14 protein-coding genes, 1 tRNA gene and 2 pseudogenes are annotated in these 17512 nt (G+C 60.0%); 11 read left to right on the forward strand and 6 right to left on the reverse strand.

What is annotated here, in order from left to right; genetic code table 11:
* Positions 1–58: 58 nt before the first annotated feature.
* Positions 59–970 carry an aldose epimerase family protein gene (locus AC1Z3W_RS24945; protein WP_175826062.1) on the reverse strand — a complete coding sequence of 304 codons (912 nt, stop codon included), beginning with the start codon at positions 968–970 and terminating at the stop codon, positions 59–61.
* A gap of 486 nt (positions 971–1456) precedes the next feature.
* Here AC1Z3W_RS24945 and AC1Z3W_RS24950 point away from each other — a divergent pair, with 486 nt between their 5' ends.
* The 6 genes from AC1Z3W_RS24950 (at position 1457) to AC1Z3W_RS24975 (ending at position 7532) form a co-directional block, all read left to right on the forward strand.
* Positions 1457–2287 (forward strand): undecaprenyl-diphosphate phosphatase, encoded by an 831-nt coding sequence (locus tag AC1Z3W_RS24950; RefSeq protein WP_057928434.1) that lies wholly within the window; start codon positions 1457–1459, stop codon positions 2285–2287.
* A gap of 176 nt (positions 2288–2463) precedes the next feature.
* Positions 2464–2540: transfer RNA gene (locus AC1Z3W_RS24955), tRNA-Arg, on the forward strand.
* Between the two features lie 714 nt (positions 2541–3254).
* Complete coding sequence (locus AC1Z3W_RS24960) at positions 3255–4055, forward strand: hypothetical protein (protein WP_483508624.1); 801 nt, start codon at positions 3255–3257, stop codon at positions 4053–4055.
* A gap of 378 nt (positions 4056–4433) precedes the next feature.
* Entirely contained in the window at positions 4434–4916 is a 483-nt protein-coding gene (locus AC1Z3W_RS24965; RefSeq protein WP_483509590.1) for a DUF3592 domain-containing protein, read from the forward strand.
* A gap of 342 nt (positions 4917–5258) precedes the next feature.
* Positions 5259–6878 carry a methyl-accepting chemotaxis protein gene (locus tag AC1Z3W_RS24970; protein WP_483508625.1) on the forward strand — a complete coding sequence of 540 codons (1620 nt, stop codon included), beginning with the start codon at positions 5259–5261 and terminating at the stop codon, positions 6876–6878.
* Between the two features lie 339 nt (positions 6879–7217).
* A complete protein-coding gene (locus AC1Z3W_RS24975) occupies positions 7218–7532 on the forward strand; it encodes a hypothetical protein (RefSeq protein WP_483508626.1) in 315 nt (104 codons plus the stop codon).
* Positions 7533–8276: 744 nt separating this feature from the next.
* Here AC1Z3W_RS24975 and AC1Z3W_RS24980 read toward each other — a convergent pair.
* Both AC1Z3W_RS24980 and AC1Z3W_RS24985 read right to left on the reverse strand, forming a co-directional pair.
* Complete coding sequence (locus AC1Z3W_RS24980; protein WP_124715519.1) at positions 8277–8741, reverse strand: hypothetical protein; 465 nt, start codon at positions 8739–8741, stop codon at positions 8277–8279.
* Between the two features lie 68 nt (positions 8742–8809).
* Positions 8810–9205 (reverse strand): hypothetical protein, encoded by a 396-nt coding sequence (locus AC1Z3W_RS24985; RefSeq protein ID WP_124715518.1) that lies wholly within the window; start codon positions 9203–9205, stop codon positions 8810–8812.
* A gap of 138 nt (positions 9206–9343) precedes the next feature.
* Here AC1Z3W_RS24985 and AC1Z3W_RS24990 point away from each other — a divergent pair, with 138 nt between their 5' ends.
* The 3 genes from AC1Z3W_RS24990 to AC1Z3W_RS25000 all read left to right on the forward strand — a co-directional run bounded on the left by AC1Z3W_RS24990 (position 9344) and on the right by AC1Z3W_RS25000 (position 11898).
* A complete protein-coding gene (locus AC1Z3W_RS24990) occupies positions 9344–9664 on the forward strand; it encodes a helix-turn-helix domain-containing protein (protein WP_124674252.1) in 321 nt (106 codons plus the stop codon).
* Positions 9665–10722: 1058 nt separating this feature from the next.
* Entirely contained in the window at positions 10723–11184 is a 462-nt protein-coding gene (locus AC1Z3W_RS24995) for a hypothetical protein (RefSeq protein WP_483508627.1), read from the forward strand.
* 9 nt (positions 11185–11193) lie between these two features.
* On the forward strand, positions 11194–11898 hold the full coding sequence (locus tag AC1Z3W_RS25000) for a nucleotide-binding protein (protein WP_483508628.1): 705 nt from the start codon (positions 11194–11196) through the stop codon (positions 11896–11898).
* Between the two features lie 210 nt (positions 11899–12108).
* Here AC1Z3W_RS25000 and AC1Z3W_RS25005 read toward each other — a convergent pair whose 3' ends face one another.
* Together AC1Z3W_RS25005 and AC1Z3W_RS25010 are read right to left on the reverse strand one after the other, a co-directional pair.
* Positions 12109–12942 (reverse strand): DUF932 domain-containing protein, encoded by an 834-nt coding sequence (locus AC1Z3W_RS25005; protein ID WP_483508629.1) that lies wholly within the window; start codon positions 12940–12942, stop codon positions 12109–12111.
* 484 nt (positions 12943–13426) lie between these two features.
* Positions 13427–13648: pseudogene (locus tag AC1Z3W_RS25010) on the reverse strand (transposase); the annotation flags it as partial.
* 234 nt (positions 13649–13882) lie between these two features.
* On the opposite strand from AC1Z3W_RS25010, the gene AC1Z3W_RS25015 reads away from it, so the two are divergent.
* The gene (locus tag AC1Z3W_RS25015) at positions 13883–15118 is read left to right on the forward strand and encodes an IS110 family RNA-guided transposase (protein ID WP_483508630.1); all 1236 of its coding nucleotides are present in this window, start codon (positions 13883–13885) and stop codon (positions 15116–15118) included.
* Here AC1Z3W_RS25015 and AC1Z3W_RS25020 read toward each other — a convergent pair.
* Positions 15097–16203, reverse strand: a pseudogene (locus tag AC1Z3W_RS25020) (IS256 family transposase); the annotation flags it as partial. The gene AC1Z3W_RS25015 and the pseudogene AC1Z3W_RS25020 sit on opposite strands and share 22 nt — an antisense overlap.
* Positions 16204–16819: 616 nt before the next feature.
* Here AC1Z3W_RS25020 and AC1Z3W_RS25025 point away from each other — a divergent pair.
* On the forward strand, positions 16820–17344 hold the full coding sequence (locus tag AC1Z3W_RS25025; protein ID WP_483508631.1) for a gamma carbonic anhydrase family protein: 525 nt from the start codon (positions 16820–16822) through the stop codon (positions 17342–17344).
* The last annotated feature ends 168 nt before the right edge of the window (positions 17345–17512 follow it).

Consider the following 17512-nt stretch of genomic DNA (forward strand, 5'->3'; position numbering starts at 1 on the left):
GCACCGCAGTTTCGAGCCGCGGGCGCGGCCTGCGCGTACCGGTTCGATGCGGCCGGTGTCAGCCGGCGAGCGGCAGTACGCGAATCCGCAGCGTGGCCGTTTCGGTCGCGCCCGGCGCGAGCATGCGCAGCCCGAGACCGTTGTGGATCGCGTCCGGCAGCCCGAGCCACGGCTCGACGCAGTAGAAGTCCGATTCCGGTTTTTCGGTCCAGGTCGTGACCGCATACCACGGGATCGAGCCCGGGACGTCGAGTGCGATCTCGATCGTGCGACCGCGGCCCGGCATCACGATGCGCACAGGCGTGGAAGGCGCGCGGTCGAGGCAGTGGAAGCGGTCGAGGATGTCCGGATCGCCGAGGCTGTACGACGCTTCGCCGGGCTCGAGCGGGCTGATCGAGCCGTCGGCGCGCTGCAGGCAGCGATGCGTCGGCGGCAGTTCCAGCGTGGTTTGCGCGCGTTCGCCGTGCGGCAGCGCGAAATAGAAATGGTGGCCCGCGTAGTAGGGCAGCGGCGTGTCGCCGCGGTTGGTCGTGGTGAGCGCGACGTCGAGCGTATGCGCGTCGGCGAGCCGGTAGGTCGTCTCGAACCGGAAATCGAACGGATAGCTGTCGCGCAGCGCGTCGTTCGCATCGAGTGTCATTGACAGCGCGGCGCCGTCGGCCGACGGCTGTGCCGCGAACGGCAGGTCGCGCGCGAAACCGTGCATCGGCAGGTCGCGGACCACGCCGGCGGCATCGCGCCAGCGGCCCAGTTCGCCGTCGACACGGTGGCGGCCGAGGAACGGGAACAGCAGCGGATTGCCGCCGCGCACGCGCGCGAGGTTGCTCCAGTCGGCCGTTTCCGGCCAGAAGATGACCGGCTCCCCGTCGACGTGCCAGGACAGCAGGCGGCCGCCGAATTGCGGGGCGACCCGAACGAGCGACGGGCCGGCGTGAAGTTCATGAATGTCGTGCTGCTGGAAGATCGGCATGGCGAATCGGTATGAACAGGGTGGGCGGGGGGGCGCGATGGCGCGCTCCATTATCGGGCCGCGAGGCGGTCGGGGAAAACCCTTCTCGGGAAATCGCGAGTTTTTCAGATTGTCAGCTGTCGGGATAATGCCTCTAAACCGGTGATGTTGCCGGGTCATGACACTTCGTGGAGGGGCCATGGATCTGGCAATGGCAATGGGACTCGCACTGTTCGGCATGTTCACTGGCAGCACGGTATTGTTTTTCTATCAGCTCGGCCGCTGACGGCAATTTCTGCCGGAATCGAAAGGCCCGCCATGCAAATGGCGGGCTTTTTGCTTTCCGGTCGCTTACAAATTGCAAGCGTTTGTGTGCAATGCCGCAATAATCCGCCAAATGCCTTGGCGCGGTAATCCTGGCTCGGCATAATCGGGGCGCGTTTTTTCGGACGCGCGATGCGTCGTCCGCTTTTCTACCCGATTGATCACCACTAAAAGGACCGACGCGTGAGTCTCTGGTTTCTGGTATTCCTGAGCGTCCTGCAGGGCGTCACCGAACTCTTCCCCGTCAGCAGTCTCGGCCATACGCTGCTCGTGCCCGCGCTGTTCGGCATGCACATCGACAAGCATGCGCCGCAGTTGCTGCCGTTCCTCGTCGCGCTGCACCTCGGCACCGCGCTCGCGCTGCTGTGGTATTTCCGTGCACGCTGGATCGCACTGATCGGCGGCTTCTTCGCGCAGCTCGGCGGCCGCAAGAACGACGACGGTCACCTGATGTGGGCGCTGATCATCGGCACGATCCCGACCGGGATCGTCGGGCTGCTGCTCGAGAAGCGCATCGAGCGCGTGTTCCACGATCTGCGGATCGTCGCGATCGCGCTGATCATCAACGGCGTGCTGCTGTGGGTCGGCGATCGCATCCAGCGCAGCCGTGCGCACCAGCCGCCCGAGAAGATGACGTTCAAGCAGGCGTTCTTCGTGGGCCTCGCGCAGATCGGCGCGCTGATTCCGGGTTTCTCGCGCAGCGGGCTGACGATGATCGCCGGCAATGCGGCCGGGCTGACGGCGGAGAAGGCGGCGGAGTTTTCGTTCCTGCTTGGCACGCCGATCATCTTCGCGGCGGGCGTGCTCGAGCTGCCGAAGCTGTTCCATGCGCGCGACCAGCTCGCGGACGCGCTGCTCGGCGGCGTGCTGACGGCGATTGCGGCTTATCTGAGCGTGCGGTTCTTGATGCGCTATTTCGAAGGGCGCGGGCGGTTGGCCTCGTTCGGCGTGTATTGCGTGATTGCCGGGCTGTTCTGTTTCGGGTGGTTCATGCTGCATGCGCAGCCGGTTTGATGGCTGCAGTGCTGGTCACGCGTGATATGACGCAATGATCGGGTATAATTTAGGGCTCGGCTTCATGCCGGGCCCGTTTCGTTTCGGGGCTTTGAGTTCGTGGTTGTTGTGGCGGTGCTCGAAGCCTCACGCGTCAAATGCGGTCCGGGTTGTGTGGCCGTGTCTTTTTCCCTCGACCGCCCTTAGCTCAGTTGGATAGAGCAACGGCCTTCTAAGCCGTAGGTCACACGTTCGAATCGTGTAGGGCGGGCCAGTAAAATCAACGGGTTACGTGTTTTTTTGTATGTGCCCGGCATCCCTCTGTCTCGCTAGGTCTACACTAGGTCTACACAATTCATAACCCGGTGTGGGACGGTGAGTCGGCACCATATGTGTATGGCGAGGCACGCGAGCAGCCCCGCGATAGCTATTGGCGGCGACTGCGAACGTAACTTCACGGCGTGTGACTGGCCGTTGCCGACCCATCACGGCCGTTCGGGCTGTCGCGAGGTCGACGGCGGCTTCCAAGGCATAACGGCCATTTCCTCGTTGCCTCAATGCGGTCCCTGGACTTCGCGTTGGGGCGATGGCAGTGTCCGCGGTCAAACAGCCATCCTTTTGAGCGGATTCTCCCGGAGGATGTCGCATCCTGTCCCGTGTGCCGGGCCCAACTATTTACCGTGTGCTGTCTACGACGCCATGCATTCGACACACTCGGTTTATTTGACAGTGCGATCACGCTGCGTTGTCCCACAGGCCTGGGTAAGTTGACGACAACGTCGGGTAAGTACGCCCTGGCATGTCGAATAGGCGTACCTCAATAATCCTTGTGGATGGCGGCGGGACTGACGTCGCTGAGGATAACGTCGAACGTGCACAACGTCACAGCGAAAATTGTCGACCGGTGGAGCGTGGGTAGAGTCGGTCATTCGACCGGCCTATACGAGCGCTAATATCGTCCAACGATAGGCAACATCCGGGAGCATACATGGCTCAGATGCCCAGATGGATCGCGGCTTCAATTGTCGTCGCGGCATGCTATGGCCTTGCCGTCGAAGGCGGCTTAGTGCGAGTCGCACAAGCGCAAACGTTACCCACTACGCTCGACAAGGAGATGAAGTATTTCTACCGGGCGCCGAGTACGGAAGCGGTAACGAAGATTCTCAAGGACTTCAGCAAACCGCCATACGTCAGCAACGCTGCGACTTACCCGCCGTTGGCCGGTTTTCTCGCGGCGTTTTTTTTCAGGTATCCAGGCAGCGTCGACGCAGTTGTCGCGACTGATGTCGATCCGCGCGTTTTATGGTCCATTGCAATTGGCTTACGTCTGGCGGGACAGGCCCAGAAGGTAGAGGCGGTCGCGGCGCGCATGCAGGCAGCGGGACTCAAGCCGCCCGAATTAGACAAACTTCCCGCATCGCTCGGCATGATACGTGCGCAGACGCCATTCGACTTCGACCTGCTATGGGGGGCGAGTTCTGCGACTGGCGATGCACGCTATTGCCTCGTCATTCTTGACGCATTTCGGTCCTATGCGAACGAGGGCAATAATGCCAAGGTGGTGGTTGCCATCGAAAAAGAGGTCAAAAAGGGATCGAAGGGTGATCTGCACTGGGTTCGCCAGCAATGGGGGGACGCGAAAGCGGTTGAACTCATCTACATGGCCGCTGCGCTCTGGGGACTCAGATCGAATGCCGCCCAACATGACTTTGTCAGGAGCGCAATTGGTCGATATATAGCAGCACATCCCGACGAGCCTGCAGCCCATGCATTGGTGGGCAAGGTTTGATTGGTGCGATTACGCAAGATGAGATGGAGCGAGGCAGTTCAATACGGGTATCGCCTGGCGTTTTGACGACCGATAAAGCGCGCTATCAGTCACACCGCCCATACGGGAGAGTCTATGCGTGATAGGAATGTTCTCCGTACCTTGGTAATGCTCTGGCTCGTCATCCTTATGGTTCTTTGGTTGGCTAGAGCCGAATACTGGGGTGTAAAGACTACGGTGATCGTTCAAGCCGGGGCAGCAGTGGCGACAGTCATATTAATTTTTATTTATGCAACCGGAAAAAGAAAAACTAGCGAGAACGAAAGTAAACAAACACCCGAAATGATCAAGGACGCCGCCCAGTTAGGCGTACCTCAGCGAAAGACTATGTCCGCCAGCATGAAATTGGTGGCTGTTGTCCTGCTAGTGATTGGGTTCCCCTTACTTCGCCCAGTATTCGGGTTGGTCCGCCACGCCGACACCCTACGTACGGAGCAGAGTTGGCCATCAGTGAGAGGGCGAATTCAGACAGTTCAGGTCGCGTCACAAACGTCGAAAAGTGGCCACGCATTCTGGTATCCAGTCTGGTCTTATTCTTATCTCGTTAATGGCAAACCATACCATTCCGGAAGCAGAGACCTAAAGGGGCGCTTTGCACTGATCGAATACAACTCGATGGGCGACGCCAATGCCACCGCAGCCCAGAGGCCAGTCGGAGCAGAGGTGACTGTCTATTATGATCCCTCCGCCCCGCAACATTCCGTGCTCGACCGACGGACCTGGGACCTCCTCGATTGGGCGGTAACCTTGGTCGTTCTAATCGTGTCCGTGACAGTCTTCGGTGGCGCAGCGGTCCTGTATCGCGCCAGTTCCAAATGTTGACAGCGCCATCGTCACGCAACATTCCGCGGCCAGACGTCTGCTGGTTGAGCAGATCTGACATTCGAGCGTCATGCTTAGAGTTGAGGTGAACGACAGAAACTGGCCGGCTAGTGCCTGATGACGCTTGGTGGGAGCCGACGCACAAGAGCCCTCCGATACGCCTTGGCAAGGTGGTAACCGAGGGTTTCACAGGACAAAACTTTCATTCGCATCAGCCGATAACGCGAGGAGGAACCCCCTGGACGGTCGCCGGACAGCCAGCCGGCGCCATTCGGTGCGCCCATTCACGTGCCACCTCGCATGGGCCTGCGCGGTTTCCACTCGTTTGCTCAAGGACTCGGGATGCACAAGCTCAGTTTTAAGCAGAAGCTGTGGTTGCCGCTGATCATTAGCCTCGTCGCGTTGCTCGCTGTGTCCGTATCAGCGGCGTGGCAGTCGCGCGAGACGCGGATCGAGGAACGTAAGCACGACCTCACGAACATCGCGCACGTCGGGCTTGGCATCATGACGGAGTATGCGGCGCTGGCCCAAAGCGGCGCGCTGCCGGAGGCCGATGCCCGCAAGCAGGCACTCGAACGACTGCGCGGCGTCCGCTACGGCGAAGACGGCTATTTCCTCGTGATCAACTCGAAGCCGCAGATGGTGATGCATCCGATCAAGCCGGCGCTCGAAGGCAAGGATCTTTCAGGCAGCGCGGATGCCGACGGTCGTCACCACTACGCGGCGTTCGCGTCGGCTGCACAGGCGCCGGACGGCGGCTTCGTCGACTACGTGTTCCCGCATCCGGGCGCGGTGTCGGCGCAGGCGGTCGGCAAGATCGGCTACGTGGTGCGCTATGCGCCGTGGGACTGGATCATTGCAACCGGCGCCTATGTCGATGACATCGACGCTGCGTTCATGGCGTCGCTGTGGCTGATCGGCGGGATCTTCCTAGCAGTGTCAGCAGTACTCGTGACGCTCGTCGCGGTGACGAACCGTAGTATCGCATCTACGGTCGGCGGCGATCCGGCCTATGCGGCGAATGTGGCGGAAGCGATCGCATTGGGCGACCTGACCGTTACGATCCATACGCGCGACGGCGACACGTCGAGCCTGCTGCACGTGATGCGGCGAATGCGTGACGCGCTGACCACCACTATCTGTCAGATCAAGCATGCTTCCGACAACGTTGCGTGCGGCGCGAACGAGATCGCGAACGGCAACGCGGACCTGTCGTCGCGCACCGAGAGCCAGGCGGCGTCATTGCAGGAAACTGCGTCGAGTATGGAGCAGATGACCGCGATGGTCCGTCAGACTGCGGACAACGCGCGCACCGCCAGCGAGCTTGCGGCCGGCGCCACGAAAATCGCGAACCGCGGCGGCGACATGATCACGCAGGCCATCGCGGCGATGAAGGGTATCTCGAACGAATCGGGCCGCATGGTCGAGATCATCGCGACGATCGAGGGTATCGCGTTTCAGACCAACATCCTCGCGCTGAATGCGGCGGTCGAAGCGGCACGCGCGGGCGAGCAGGGCCGCGGCTTCGCTGTCGTCGCGAGCGAGGTGCGCAGCCTCGCTCAGCGTAGCGCGACCGCGGCGAAGGAAATTCGCGAGCTGATCGGTCATGCGGTGGGCAGCGTCGGCAGTGGTGCGACGCTGGTCGAAAACACCGGCTCGACGATCGACGAAGCGCGCGACGCGATCATGCGTGTGACAGGTGTCCTGCAGGAGATCGCGGCGGCCGCTGCGGAACAGAGCGCCGGCATCGATCAGGTGAATCTCACGGTCACGCAGATGGACAGCATGACGCAGCAGAACGCGGCGCTCGTCGAGCAGGCGGCAGTAGCAGCGCAATCGCTGAAGGAGCAGGCGATGAGCCTGCAACGCTCGGCCGCGGCGTTTCAGGTAAACGACGTCGACGCTAACGGCGGTGCACCGCTCGCGCCGGCTTCGGCGCAGCACCGCGCAGTGTTTGCGTAAGGACCGGCGCCGCAATCTCGCGACGAATCTCGCGGTCCATGGCACGTCCGTGCGGCTTTTTGGACTGTCACCTTGCGACCCTTAGGGGACGCTCTCGCTACTGTGACTCGGGCGGCGGCTCATGGACGCAATTTGCCCATTCGTTAAAAGCGACATCCTAAGCTGCTGGGCGAACTGCCGACGCCACACGGCATGAAGGCGGACGTTCTCGAGCGACTCGCAACGCTGCCGCTGGCCAAGCGATAATGCGATGGCAACTCAACCTTAAACCGAAGAGGCGTGCCGTATGTCGGATACGAAAGAAATTCAGGACAAAAAGGTAGGCAAATAACGCTAGTCATGGGTGACTTCGAGGAGAACTGCGAGGCATATCACGGGGACAAGAAGATCGGCCGTTTCGAATTTAAGGAAATCGAGAGCGGCGGTACCGGCCCAGATCTTCGCTTGGTCACTTATTGCTTCCTAAACGAACAACCCGGCTACACGCATTGCGGGATCGGCCGGGAAATTGTGAAGTTCGTAGCTGAGTACGGCCATCTCGTGGTCATGAGCCACGACGACGGACAAAGACGTCAGGATTCTTCGCACCTGACGGGCGATGCTCCGGGGTTTGCCCGCACGCTCGAAAAAGAGAAGCTCATTTGCCGTTATTGAAAGTCCGGTTAGCTCTGCTCGCACACGTGACTGCAGGACGGAAAGAAACGAGCCCGCAATGGGCTCGTTCAAAGGATATTCGCGTCAGAGGAGCACGTTGCCATCAATGTCTGGCGTAGCTCCCGAACGACGTTCGTCCGGGCTGTCCATTCTTCGCATACCGCATGCATTCTCGCCTGGCGATACGCCGGCCAGATGACGATGTCGCCCAAGCCATTGCCCTGCGACAGCGCGTGGACTTCCGAAATGACCAGCAGCAGCAACGTTCGCCCTGTGACTCAGGCGTGAGTGACCGCAGCCCGCAGTTCAGTAGTCGTCCGAGGGACCGACCCGCCGACGGCATGTCTGACCGCATTTGGCCGTGCGACGCCGTTGTGATCGGGTAAAGCCCCACACAGCATTCGTTGCGTCTCTGGAACGCCGCATCGTCGTATCAGTGACGTTTCGGTCCGAAAGCAACCCGAAGAACCGGAGCTTTCCGGCTGAAGGCGCTTAACCGGTTAAGGGGCAAATGGTGACGGGCGGTCTCAGGATAAACGGCCACTATGTTTCGAGACAGGCACGGGGGCTCTGTGCGGCCGAGATCCGGTTGAGTCATTCACGCGTTCGCTCACGCTGAAAAAGAAGAGCGCGCAGTGTGCTGGCGGTCCATTGAAGAGGGCGGCCATTCAGCAATCGAGCGTTGCACGACCGAGGCGGGATGCGGCGTATGAATGCGAGATAAACGCAGTAATGTCAGGTCGACTATCGTCTCGCCAGCTTGTCTTCGATATCGATGGAGACGCACATTAGCGGGGTGCCACGAGCGGGAGAGTCAGGCGGTTCGAGTCGCAGCAGAAAGTCGAAATATCGTTCGGTGAGCTTCGCGAGTTGTTCCTGTACCGCGCCAAGCCGGATCAGGCATTGGGCGTCCCAGTTCATGCCCACAACCAGTTCGCTTGTCTCGCCGTTCCACTCGCTCACGAGAATTGCGGCGGCGCGGGCATTTTCCTCGGCGAATCGTTCGACGCGCTGCTCAATGTAGCGCACGTCGTCGCGCATTAGTGTGCCGGAAACGCGAAGCGAAACGGCATGCGCTACTTCGTCGTGCCTGAGGTGCACCGAGGCGATGCCGCCCAGATGGCGGGATACGCGATCAAGCTGCTCGTCCTCAAGATCGTCTTGCACGGCGAGCGCGCCGCTCAGGACGTACGGGGCTGGCTCTTCCATTATGAACCTCCGGGGATCGGATTTTCCCAGCACGACGGATAGCGCTGGGATGTCGGTGCTTCCGCGCTCTAGCTCGCCACCGGTCGAAATTTCTCGAGAATCCGCGCCTGGCGTTGGAGAAAGGCCTCCAACTGGACGTGCTCATCGGCGAGTTCTCTGAGCAAGTCCACGTGCAGGGCGAGGCCGAGTGGCACACACGACTGCTCTCCGTAGCGCACTCGTCTGAAGATACTGCCGGTCCGTGCCCATTTCTGGGAGAATTCCCCAAGCGCGTTCTCGACGATCTCCGCTTCGGTGTCGGTCAGTACGCCGCGAATGCGGATCACGAGCGAATGCGTGACGGCATCTGTCGCGAAGTAAATGTCGGCAGGGTCGGCAATCGTTTGGGCGAACTGCTGCGCGTGGTAGTGCCGGAAGTTGTCCAGGACGGACAAGGCACCGCAGATTTCATAGGTGAATGACATATAGCCTCCGCATCAAGGAATCGCGGTCAGCGAGGGACAGGCGTATGTCCCCGCCGAGGTGCGATACGCTAGCAATCGGATACCTCTGAAGCTCAGTTTAGAGTCGTTTGATATATTGTCAAGGGGAAAGAATATCAAATGGATGATTTCGAGGCACGCTTGAAAAGGGAACGATTGCGTTTGGGACTGAATCAGACCGAGCTGGCAACGCTCGGTGGGGTCCAGAAACACGCGCAATTTCAGTACGAAAAAGGGATGAGGCGACCCAACTCCGATTACCTGAGTGCGATCGCTGCTGCGGGCGTGGACATTTGTTATGTTCTGACCGGCGAGGAAGGCGCGCGCCTAGAGAGTCCCGACGAGCAGCGGATCGTATCTGGGTTTCGGGCGCTCGACGCGCGCAGACGAGAGGCGATTTTGACGCTGATCGAGGCCATTGCTGAGTCTCCGCCACAATAGGAGTGCCACTGAGTTTTTCCTCAGGGACACTAACGTCTCGGGAATGTATTCCGCCGACGCCACGCTTCCCCTTATCGTTTGATTGCATCAATTCGCGCGATCGAAACGCACTATCGTCGAGAAGTAGTCGTAGAGTTCGTCGCGGCGAAGTAGTGCGTGATCCCGACGTCATCGGTGTGTGAGCTGTCGGCTGATCGCTGCCCACTACACTCGTTGCGTAGACATGACGCGCGTGCAGCGTACGGCGGTTTCCCATCGCCCGACATGTTCAGTCGCGTTTTGCATCAGCGGCTTATGTCCTCTGGTCGGGCCTCGTGTTACGTCTCGCAAGATCCCGCTCACGCTTCGCAACCACCAGGTCGTTCTGCCGTATTGCCGATGTACCGCGCGATTGCGGACACGGCGCCCAAAACCGGCGCAAGCCTATCCTGCAGTCACTCATTTTTCATCTTGTTTTCTCTGCCGAGCGTGACTTCCGTATGCGCGATGTGCAAGCTATATGCATTCTCAAATCGCGTCCGTGTAATTGCCGTGTGCGGCGCGTTTGATGCAGCGGTGTGAAGAAGTGAGCCGGGCATACACGATCGCATGATCTTGAGCGCATCACATGTAAACGCGTGGAGAATGCCTGAAAGCATGTCTTGAGTGATTGGTGCGTCCGACGCATCGCGTCGCGTCGTGCCGGTGGTACTCGAGTTTGGTCCGCAGTGGCGCGACGGTGAATGTCCGCGTAACGCCGGTGCGCGCGTGTAGCGCTGGCGTTGAAAGGGCCGGGCAGAAGAGGTGAGTGCCGAATGCGCGCCGATGGCAACGAATGCGTTCTGGATTGCTCCTCAGCGCGAATCGACGTGCAGCAGTGTTCACTGCAATTCGTGTCCATGCGCGCGCGAATGAGAAGTCAGATGAGGCCTCTGGCGAGAGAAAAAATATTTCTTGTTCCGTCATATTCCTATGTATTCCTCTGCATTCAGTTTGCTTCGCAAACGACATGGAACGAGGGTTGACGGAGCGTAAACACGTGCGCAAGATGCAGTGAAGGGTGTGCGTCGGAGGTCGTCATGTCGGTTGCCAGAAGATTTACTCGAGGACAGTGGGCAGCGTTCGGTCGTAGGCTGGATGCGCTGCCGGAAAAGCCGAAAGACGCACAACCTGTCAAGGTGGGGGACGGTGTCAAATCTATACAGACACAGATCGTGGCGGCGCGGGAGAAGGGATATACGTTGTATGAACTGATAGAGCAGGCCGCGCAAGATGGCATCGACGTGAATCTCAATTCGCTGAGATATGCGATGCGCCGTGCGGACGGAAAGGGAAGGGTTCGGCGAGGCAATCGAGACATGACACGAGAGCAGGCGACAGCGCCTGCTCGAGGCAGGAAGTCAGCACGGGCCAATGCGTCACGCGATAACCCGCCGCGCACGGGATTGCAGCAGAATGAGAACACGGGGACAACCAGGCCGGGGCAACAGGTACAGGGCTTTCTTGGATTTCCGATCAGCCCGGATACCGAGAACTTGTAGAGGTCTCACATGGCAAGGCAAAATCCCCCCATCTATATGGTTGGTGGTAGCAAGGGTGGTGTCGGCAAGAGTTTTGTGACGCTGGCGCTGGTCGACTATCTGCAACGCACGGACATCAACGTCGTGCTGGTGGAGACGGACACGTCCAATCCTGATGTCATGAAAGCGGTCCATGCCGAAATCGAGTGCGCGTCATGTAATTTGGACGACGTCAGCGGCTGGATCGACTTTGTTAACTTCTGCGATACGCACCGGGATGCGATCGTTGTCGTCAACACGGCAGCCCGGAGTCAGGCGGGTGTCGAGCAGTACGGCGGAACGCTCGCTAGCGCGCTCGATGAGCTCGCTCGGCGTCTGGTCGTGTTGTGGGTCATCAACCGGCAACGCGATAGTCTCGAATTGCTGCTCAAGTTCGGCGCGACGTTCCCGAAAGCAATCACGCATGTCGTGCGCAATGGCTACTTTGGTTCGCCGGAAAAATTCACCCTTTATCGGGACTCGCAATTACGCAACGCAGTTGAAGCACAAGGCCAATCGTTGGATTTTCCCGACCTTGCAGATCGCGTCGCGGACGAGCTGCGTAGCCAGCGTCTGTCGGTCGGGAGGGCGGCGCAAACGATGCATATTGGTGAGCGGGCGGAACTGCTGCGCTGGCGTGCGATATACGGCACGATGTTCGCCAAGCTGACAGCTCATGCGCAATTGGCGCGGTGAGGTCGCCCGGTGCGTTCGCGCGCCTGTTACACGAGGTTGGAACGACCCGTCGGTGAGAATATTCGGGAGCCGCGCAGACTTTTCCAACCGCCGTTTGGCAGCCGTGATATGGCTTATATGACGGACTCAAGGAGAGCCTGTCAGGACAAAAGGATAGTTATCCTGACAAGCTTGGTTTGAGTAGGGCGACGCGATGCCGCCCTACGGTATTTACACCTTCATTTGGCGCATGGCGTCGGCCAGCATCCACAGGGCGCGATTGAGCTTTACGTCCTGATCGATTCCAGTAATGGGGCGTGTGGACATCGCGCGCCCGGTCCGCGAGCGGCCATGCAGCCCGCCTTTCGTGAGATTTTCCTGCACCCGGTTAAACACCGTCCAGAGGTCGTCGCGGCGATCCTCGAAACGGCGGGGAGCGAGCAACTGGCTTTCGGTGATCGGGGCAGGAGCCTCGGCATCGGTTGGATCGTAGCGCAGCGCGAGCGCGGAGCGGGCGAGCGCATGCTGCTCGTCACGGTTCAGCGAAACGTCGCACATGCCTTCCTTTTGTTCGCGAATGAGCTCGAAACCGTCGAGCACGTCGAACGCACCATTGATGACGTTCTGAATGATGTTCCCTTTGTGCGGCACGCGAATATCGGCGACGTCGTCGCCCGCGACCATGCCATTCTGGCAGACAAAACGCAGCAAGCCGGCGAGCATCTGATAGCTACTCGTGCCGTCGTGCGAGTTCAACAACACGATTTCGTTGGCTTCGTCGCCATTGATCTGCTCGGCGTGGCGAAGGCGAAGCATGTGCTTCGTGTAGTCGCGCTTGCCCGGATCGCGCACGCGGGTCTGGCAGATCATAAACGGCTGGAATCCTTCGTTACGCAAGCCTCGCAATACGTCGATTGTCGGAATGTAGGTGTAGCGCTCCGAGCGGCTTTCGTGCTTGCGGTCGCCGAAGATGGACGGGGCAACGCAGCGAATCTGATCGTCCGACAGAGGCGAGTCGGCCCGAAGCATCGGGGAGCTGTAATGGAAAGAAGAAGCGAGTTGCATGGCAATCTCCACAGCAAAAAGGGTTGAACGGCGGGCTGTGGGATGACCTTGCCGCTTACGCGGAAAACTCTCCCGGTGGAACTCGGGGTTGGCTTTTGCTTTTGCCTGACACCCTGTTTCCTGCCCGTGCGATCCAAGGAGCCGAGCGCGGGACGGTGTCAAGGAAGGAGGCGAGGGATGGTGCGGGCAACTCGGTCCCTCGCCCCTTGATGCCGTCCCGCGCTTGGCTACGGTCGCGGGACAGGGCAGGAAATAGGGTGCCAGGCGCAGGCCAAGGCAGGAGTTTCACGGGAAGAATGACGAAGCCCCGGTTATTCACAGTCTCTGGGGGCAACGCTGTGAACAACTTTCGCGGCCGGAGCGTAAGTGATTGAGGTGTCTTGGATTTCGGGGCGAACGGTGCGGTAAGCGTGAATCGGGTCAGGATTCGGGAATTCGATCGCCCGGGAGTGTCAGAATTTCCGTGTTCAAGGCGGGTTGAGATTCATACGGATGGTCGAACGAATCGATCCTCGTAGAGGATAGCGAACTGGTTCATCGCCGTCTTCCAATCATGAGCCGCACGCCCCCAATCGGCAGTGATGTTGCGCAGTGCCAGCCAGATGAGCTTGGTGGCAGCCTCGTCGGTCGGGAAGTGTCCTCGGGTCTTGATGATCTTGCGCAGCTGCGAGTTGATGTTCTCGATGGCGTTCGTAACCGGCATGATATAGCCGGTGCCTCGCGTTCCCGCGCCGAGTGGTTTGAGCGTATGGTGTGACCATCCGGGACAGGGGCACTGGGGAGCACTTCGGGTGGGCAGGCCGTTGTTACACGATGAGCCGCGAGCTCGTGTTTGTAGTTGGCCGCCCCTGCGACCCGCCCGGTTGCGCTGTGAGCGCGAATCCGTAGTTGTCGTGCTGTCCCACCGGCTCCCAGCAGTGATCTGATACGGGAGACGGTTATGCGAATCGTGGGGTTTGATGTCTCGCGCTCTGTGGGCGAGATCGCGTACCTAGAGGATGGCACGCTGCATGCAGGTGGCCGCACCGGGTTGCGACGCGACGAACTGGAGCGTTTTGCCGAGAAGCTGCGCGCCACCGATCATGTGGTGCTCGAAGCAACCGGCAACACTGCCGCCATCGTCAACGTGCTTCGTCGGCACGTCGCGCGCGTGGCGATTGCCAATCCGCTGCAGGTTCGGCTGATCGCGGAGGCACGCGTCAAGACGGACAAGATCGACGCGGCTGTGCTGGCGCAACTGTATGCAAGCGGCTTTCTGCCGGAAGTATGGATGCCGGACGAGCACACGCTGGCGTTGCGTCGACAGATCTCGCGTCGTTCACAGCTGGTGCGGCAGCGCACGCGGCTGAAGAACGAGATTCATGCGGTTCTGGCCGCGCATCTGATCGAGCGATGCCCCGCCACCGATCTGTTTGGCAAGAAGGGGCGTGCCTGGCTCGGCGTTCAACCGCTTCCGTTGGACGAGCGACTCGGTGTTGAGCAGCGGCTGCGCGAACTGGACCGCCTCGGCGAGGATCTGCGCGAGGTGGAGCAAGCACTCGCGCAAGCGACCATCGACGACGCGCGATTGCGCGTGATGCTGACGATCACCGGCGTCAACACCACGGTGGCGATCGGGCTGCTATCTGCCATTGGCGACATCGAGCGGTTTCCGAATCCGGAGAAGCTGGTGAGCTACTTCGGGCTCAATCCGTCGGTCTATCAGTCCGGCCCGACACCGGCCAGGCACGGCCACATCACCAAGCGCGGCCGCTCTTACGCACGGGCGATGCTGGTCGAGGCTGCCTGGGGCGCCACGCAGGCGCCTGGGCCGCTGCGCGCCTTCTTCCTGCGCGTGCGCGATCGCCGCGGCCAGCAAATTGCCGTCGTCGCGACCGCTCGCAAACTCGCAGTGATCGTATGGTATGTGCTGACACGCAACGAGCCGTTCGCGTGGGACCGTCCCGCGTTGACCGCACACAAGTTACGCGCGCTGGAACTGCAGGCTGGAATGCCGGCGCAGCATGGCTCGCGCAAAGGTTCGGCTGCCGCCTACAGTCTGAAGAGTGTCCGTCAGCAAGAGCGAGCCGTGGCTGAGCAGTCTGAGCGAACCTATCAAAGACTATTTAACCGGTGGAAGCAGTCGCGCCCCAAACCAGATAGCGCGCCGATACGATGGCCGGAAGCGCGGACATAGCGAACGAGCGAAGTACGGCGTGGGGGCTTGTGTATTTCATCCGTAGTGTAGATAACCTTGCGAACCGCCGGCGGAAACGCGAAGAATGGAATCACACGATCCCAGGCGTTGCGCCACGCCGCGCTGACCGTCGGGAATCTCTGGCCCCATGGCCCGTTGGCAAAGGCATCGAGTTCTGCCTGAGCCGCTTCGGCGCTCGGCGCGGTGTAGATCGGGCGAATCACGGCGGCTAATCCTCGACGGTCTTTCCAACTGGCGTAATCGAGACTGTTGCGGATCAGGTGAACGATGCAGGTTTGCAGCGTGGTCGCCGGAAACACGGCGGCCAGCGCCTCGGGCATGCCTTTGAGGCCATCGGTCACGGCGATCAGGATGTCGTGGACGCCACGCGTTTTGAGGTCGTTGAACACCTTCATCCAGAACTTGGCGCCTTCGGTGCCTTCGATCCACAAACCCAGAATATCGCGCGTGCCGTCGGGCAGAACGCCCAGTGCAAGGTAGATCGCCTTGTTGCGGACCACGGCGTCTTCGCGAATCTTGACCCGCAGCGCATCGAAGAACACCACCGGATACATCGGTTCGAGCGGCCGTGCTTGCCAGGCGGTCACTTCGGCCATGACCTCGTCGGTGACCGAGCTGATGAAATCGGGCGAAACCTCGGTGCCGTATTGCTCCTGCAAAAATCCCTGGATCTCGCGCACGGTCATGCCCCGGGCGTACATGGCGACGATCTTGTCGTCGAAGCCCGTGAAGCGTCTATCGTGTTTGGGAATCAGCAGCGGTTCAAAGCTGCCGTCGCGGTCGCGAGGCACCTCGATACGGATCGGGCCGTCCTCGGTCAGGACTGTCTTGGCGCCCGTGCCATTGCGCTGGTTGGTCACGGCGCTCGGCTTGGCAGCGCCTGGCGGGTAGCCGAGATGGTGACTCATCTCGCCGCCCAGCGCCCGCTCGATCAGCGCCTTCTTGAGGGCCAGCGTCGCGGCATTGATCGCGTCTGCGGTCATCGGGCCGTTGCCGAATTGCTTAAGCAACTCGGCGGGAATAGCCGGCAGGTCTACCGGCTTGGCTTTCGGTTTGCGAGGCATACATCCTCCTTCGGAGCATCATATGCCTTGAACACGAAATTACTGACAGGCCCGATCGCCCAAGTTCACTTTCGCTCGGAACCACATGGGCATCAGAAGTTATGCTGCTGATGACGCGAGATCCAGCGGCACAACTGGTTGGTCCATGGCCGCCCGGGCGATCGATACCCCCGGTTTCAGGCAAAACTCGACCAGCTCCCGCACGGCACCTTCATCAAATTCCCGCCGGCCATCCCGTCTGCGGCCAAGCACCAGTCTGCATCGAAGGTCCTGTTTCTCTGTCATCACGGTCTGAGTGCACGTGTCCACGCGGACACTTAGCATGTGACCTTCTGCCTACCATTGGTAGGGCGTCGACCATGAAACCTTCTTGTCAATTAGCCAGCTCCTGAGCCGGCTAGGCCATCCGTCGACACGTTCGCCGATGCATCGCTGATGCCGCCACAAAGCCCGCCGCTGTACATACGGTTCCATTTGACAATCTCTGCACACTTGACGATACTGACTTAATGGTCAAAATAAAAGTATGAATGGTATTTTGGTCAGCGGCAGGTGGGCGATATCGCGCTGGATGTGGTGTCTGGGTGCGTGATTGTCCTATTCGGACGGAGGTTTAATGGCGGTCTACAAATTCGCGGAATTGCGTCCGGTCGTGCACGAAAGTGCATTCGTAGCAGAGTCCGCGGACATAATTGGGGACGTTCTTCTCGAGGAAAACAGCAGCGTCTGGTTTGGCGCGGTGTTGCGAGCCGACGATGCACGAATTACGGTGAAAGCCGGGACAAGTATTCAAGAAAACGCGGTGCTTCATGTAGATGACGGATTTCCGCTAGAAGTTGGGCCGAACGTGACCGTGGGTCACCAGGCAATGCTGCATGGCTGCACGGTTAAGGAGCAGTCGTTGATTGGCATGCAGGCGATTATCATGGATGGAGCGGTCATCGAGCGGAACTGCATAGTGGGCGCGGGAGCAGTCGTGCCGGCTGGCAAGACCTATCCTGAAGGGTCCCTCATTCTTGGTTGTCCCGCTAAGGTAGTGCGAGCATTGACCGACGCAGAGATTGCTAACCTTAAGGAGGCGACGGACTTCTATGTCAACCAGCGTCACCAGTTCAAGCACAAGCTTGTTCGGATTGGATGACTTTGATTTCCAGTCGACCTGATTGAGCAGATTCGACCGTTGCTGATACTTCGTTGGCTAACGTGCCATGGTGCCTCGGAGCGAGCGAATCAATGATTTCGAGAGCGTTACCGCTCGAGGCGGAGCGTGTTGTCACGGCCGCGGGTTCAGTGCTTACCTTGAAGTCCC

It is taken from the genome of Burkholderia sp. 10_S31 (assembly GCF_056930375.1).

Bases quoted from the DNA above. Each gene is read 5' to 3' on its own strand.
- AC1Z3W_RS25005 (WP_483508629.1), bottom strand. From the start codon at position 12,942: ATGCAACTCGCTTCTTCTTTCCATTACAGCTCCCCGATGCTTCGGGCC.
- AC1Z3W_RS24980 (WP_124715519.1), bottom strand. From the start codon at position 8,741: ATGGAAGAGCCAGCCCCGTACGTCCTGAGCGGCGCGCTCGCCGTGCAA.
- AC1Z3W_RS25000 (WP_483508628.1), top strand. From the start codon at position 11,194: ATGGCAAGGCAAAATCCCCCCATCTATATGGTTGGTGGTAGCAAGGGT.
- AC1Z3W_RS24990 (WP_124674252.1), top strand. From the start codon at position 9,344: ATGGATGATTTCGAGGCACGCTTGAAAAGGGAACGATTGCGTTTGGGA.
- AC1Z3W_RS24975 (WP_483508626.1), top strand. From the start codon at position 7,218: ATGGGTGACTTCGAGGAGAACTGCGAGGCATATCACGGGGACAAGAAG.
- AC1Z3W_RS24985 (WP_124715518.1), bottom strand. From the start codon at position 9,205: ATGTCATTCACCTATGAAATCTGCGGTGCCTTGTCCGTCCTGGACAAC.
- AC1Z3W_RS24945 (WP_175826062.1), bottom strand. From the start codon at position 970: ATGCCGATCTTCCAGCAGCACGACATTCATGAACTTCACGCCGGCCCG.
- AC1Z3W_RS24995 (WP_483508627.1), top strand. From the start codon at position 10,723: ATGTCGGTTGCCAGAAGATTTACTCGAGGACAGTGGGCAGCGTTCGGT.
- AC1Z3W_RS24965 (WP_483509590.1), top strand. From the start codon at position 4,434: ATGAAATTGGTGGCTGTTGTCCTGCTAGTGATTGGGTTCCCCTTACTT.
- AC1Z3W_RS25025 (WP_483508631.1), top strand. From the start codon at position 16,820: ATGGCGGTCTACAAATTCGCGGAATTGCGTCCGGTCGTGCACGAAAGT.
- AC1Z3W_RS24960 (WP_483508624.1), top strand. From the start codon at position 3,255: ATGGCTCAGATGCCCAGATGGATCGCGGCTTCAATTGTCGTCGCGGCA.
- AC1Z3W_RS24970 (WP_483508625.1), top strand. From the start codon at position 5,259: ATGCACAAGCTCAGTTTTAAGCAGAAGCTGTGGTTGCCGCTGATCATT.
- AC1Z3W_RS25015 (WP_483508630.1), top strand. From the start codon at position 13,883: ATGCGAATCGTGGGGTTTGATGTCTCGCGCTCTGTGGGCGAGATCGCG.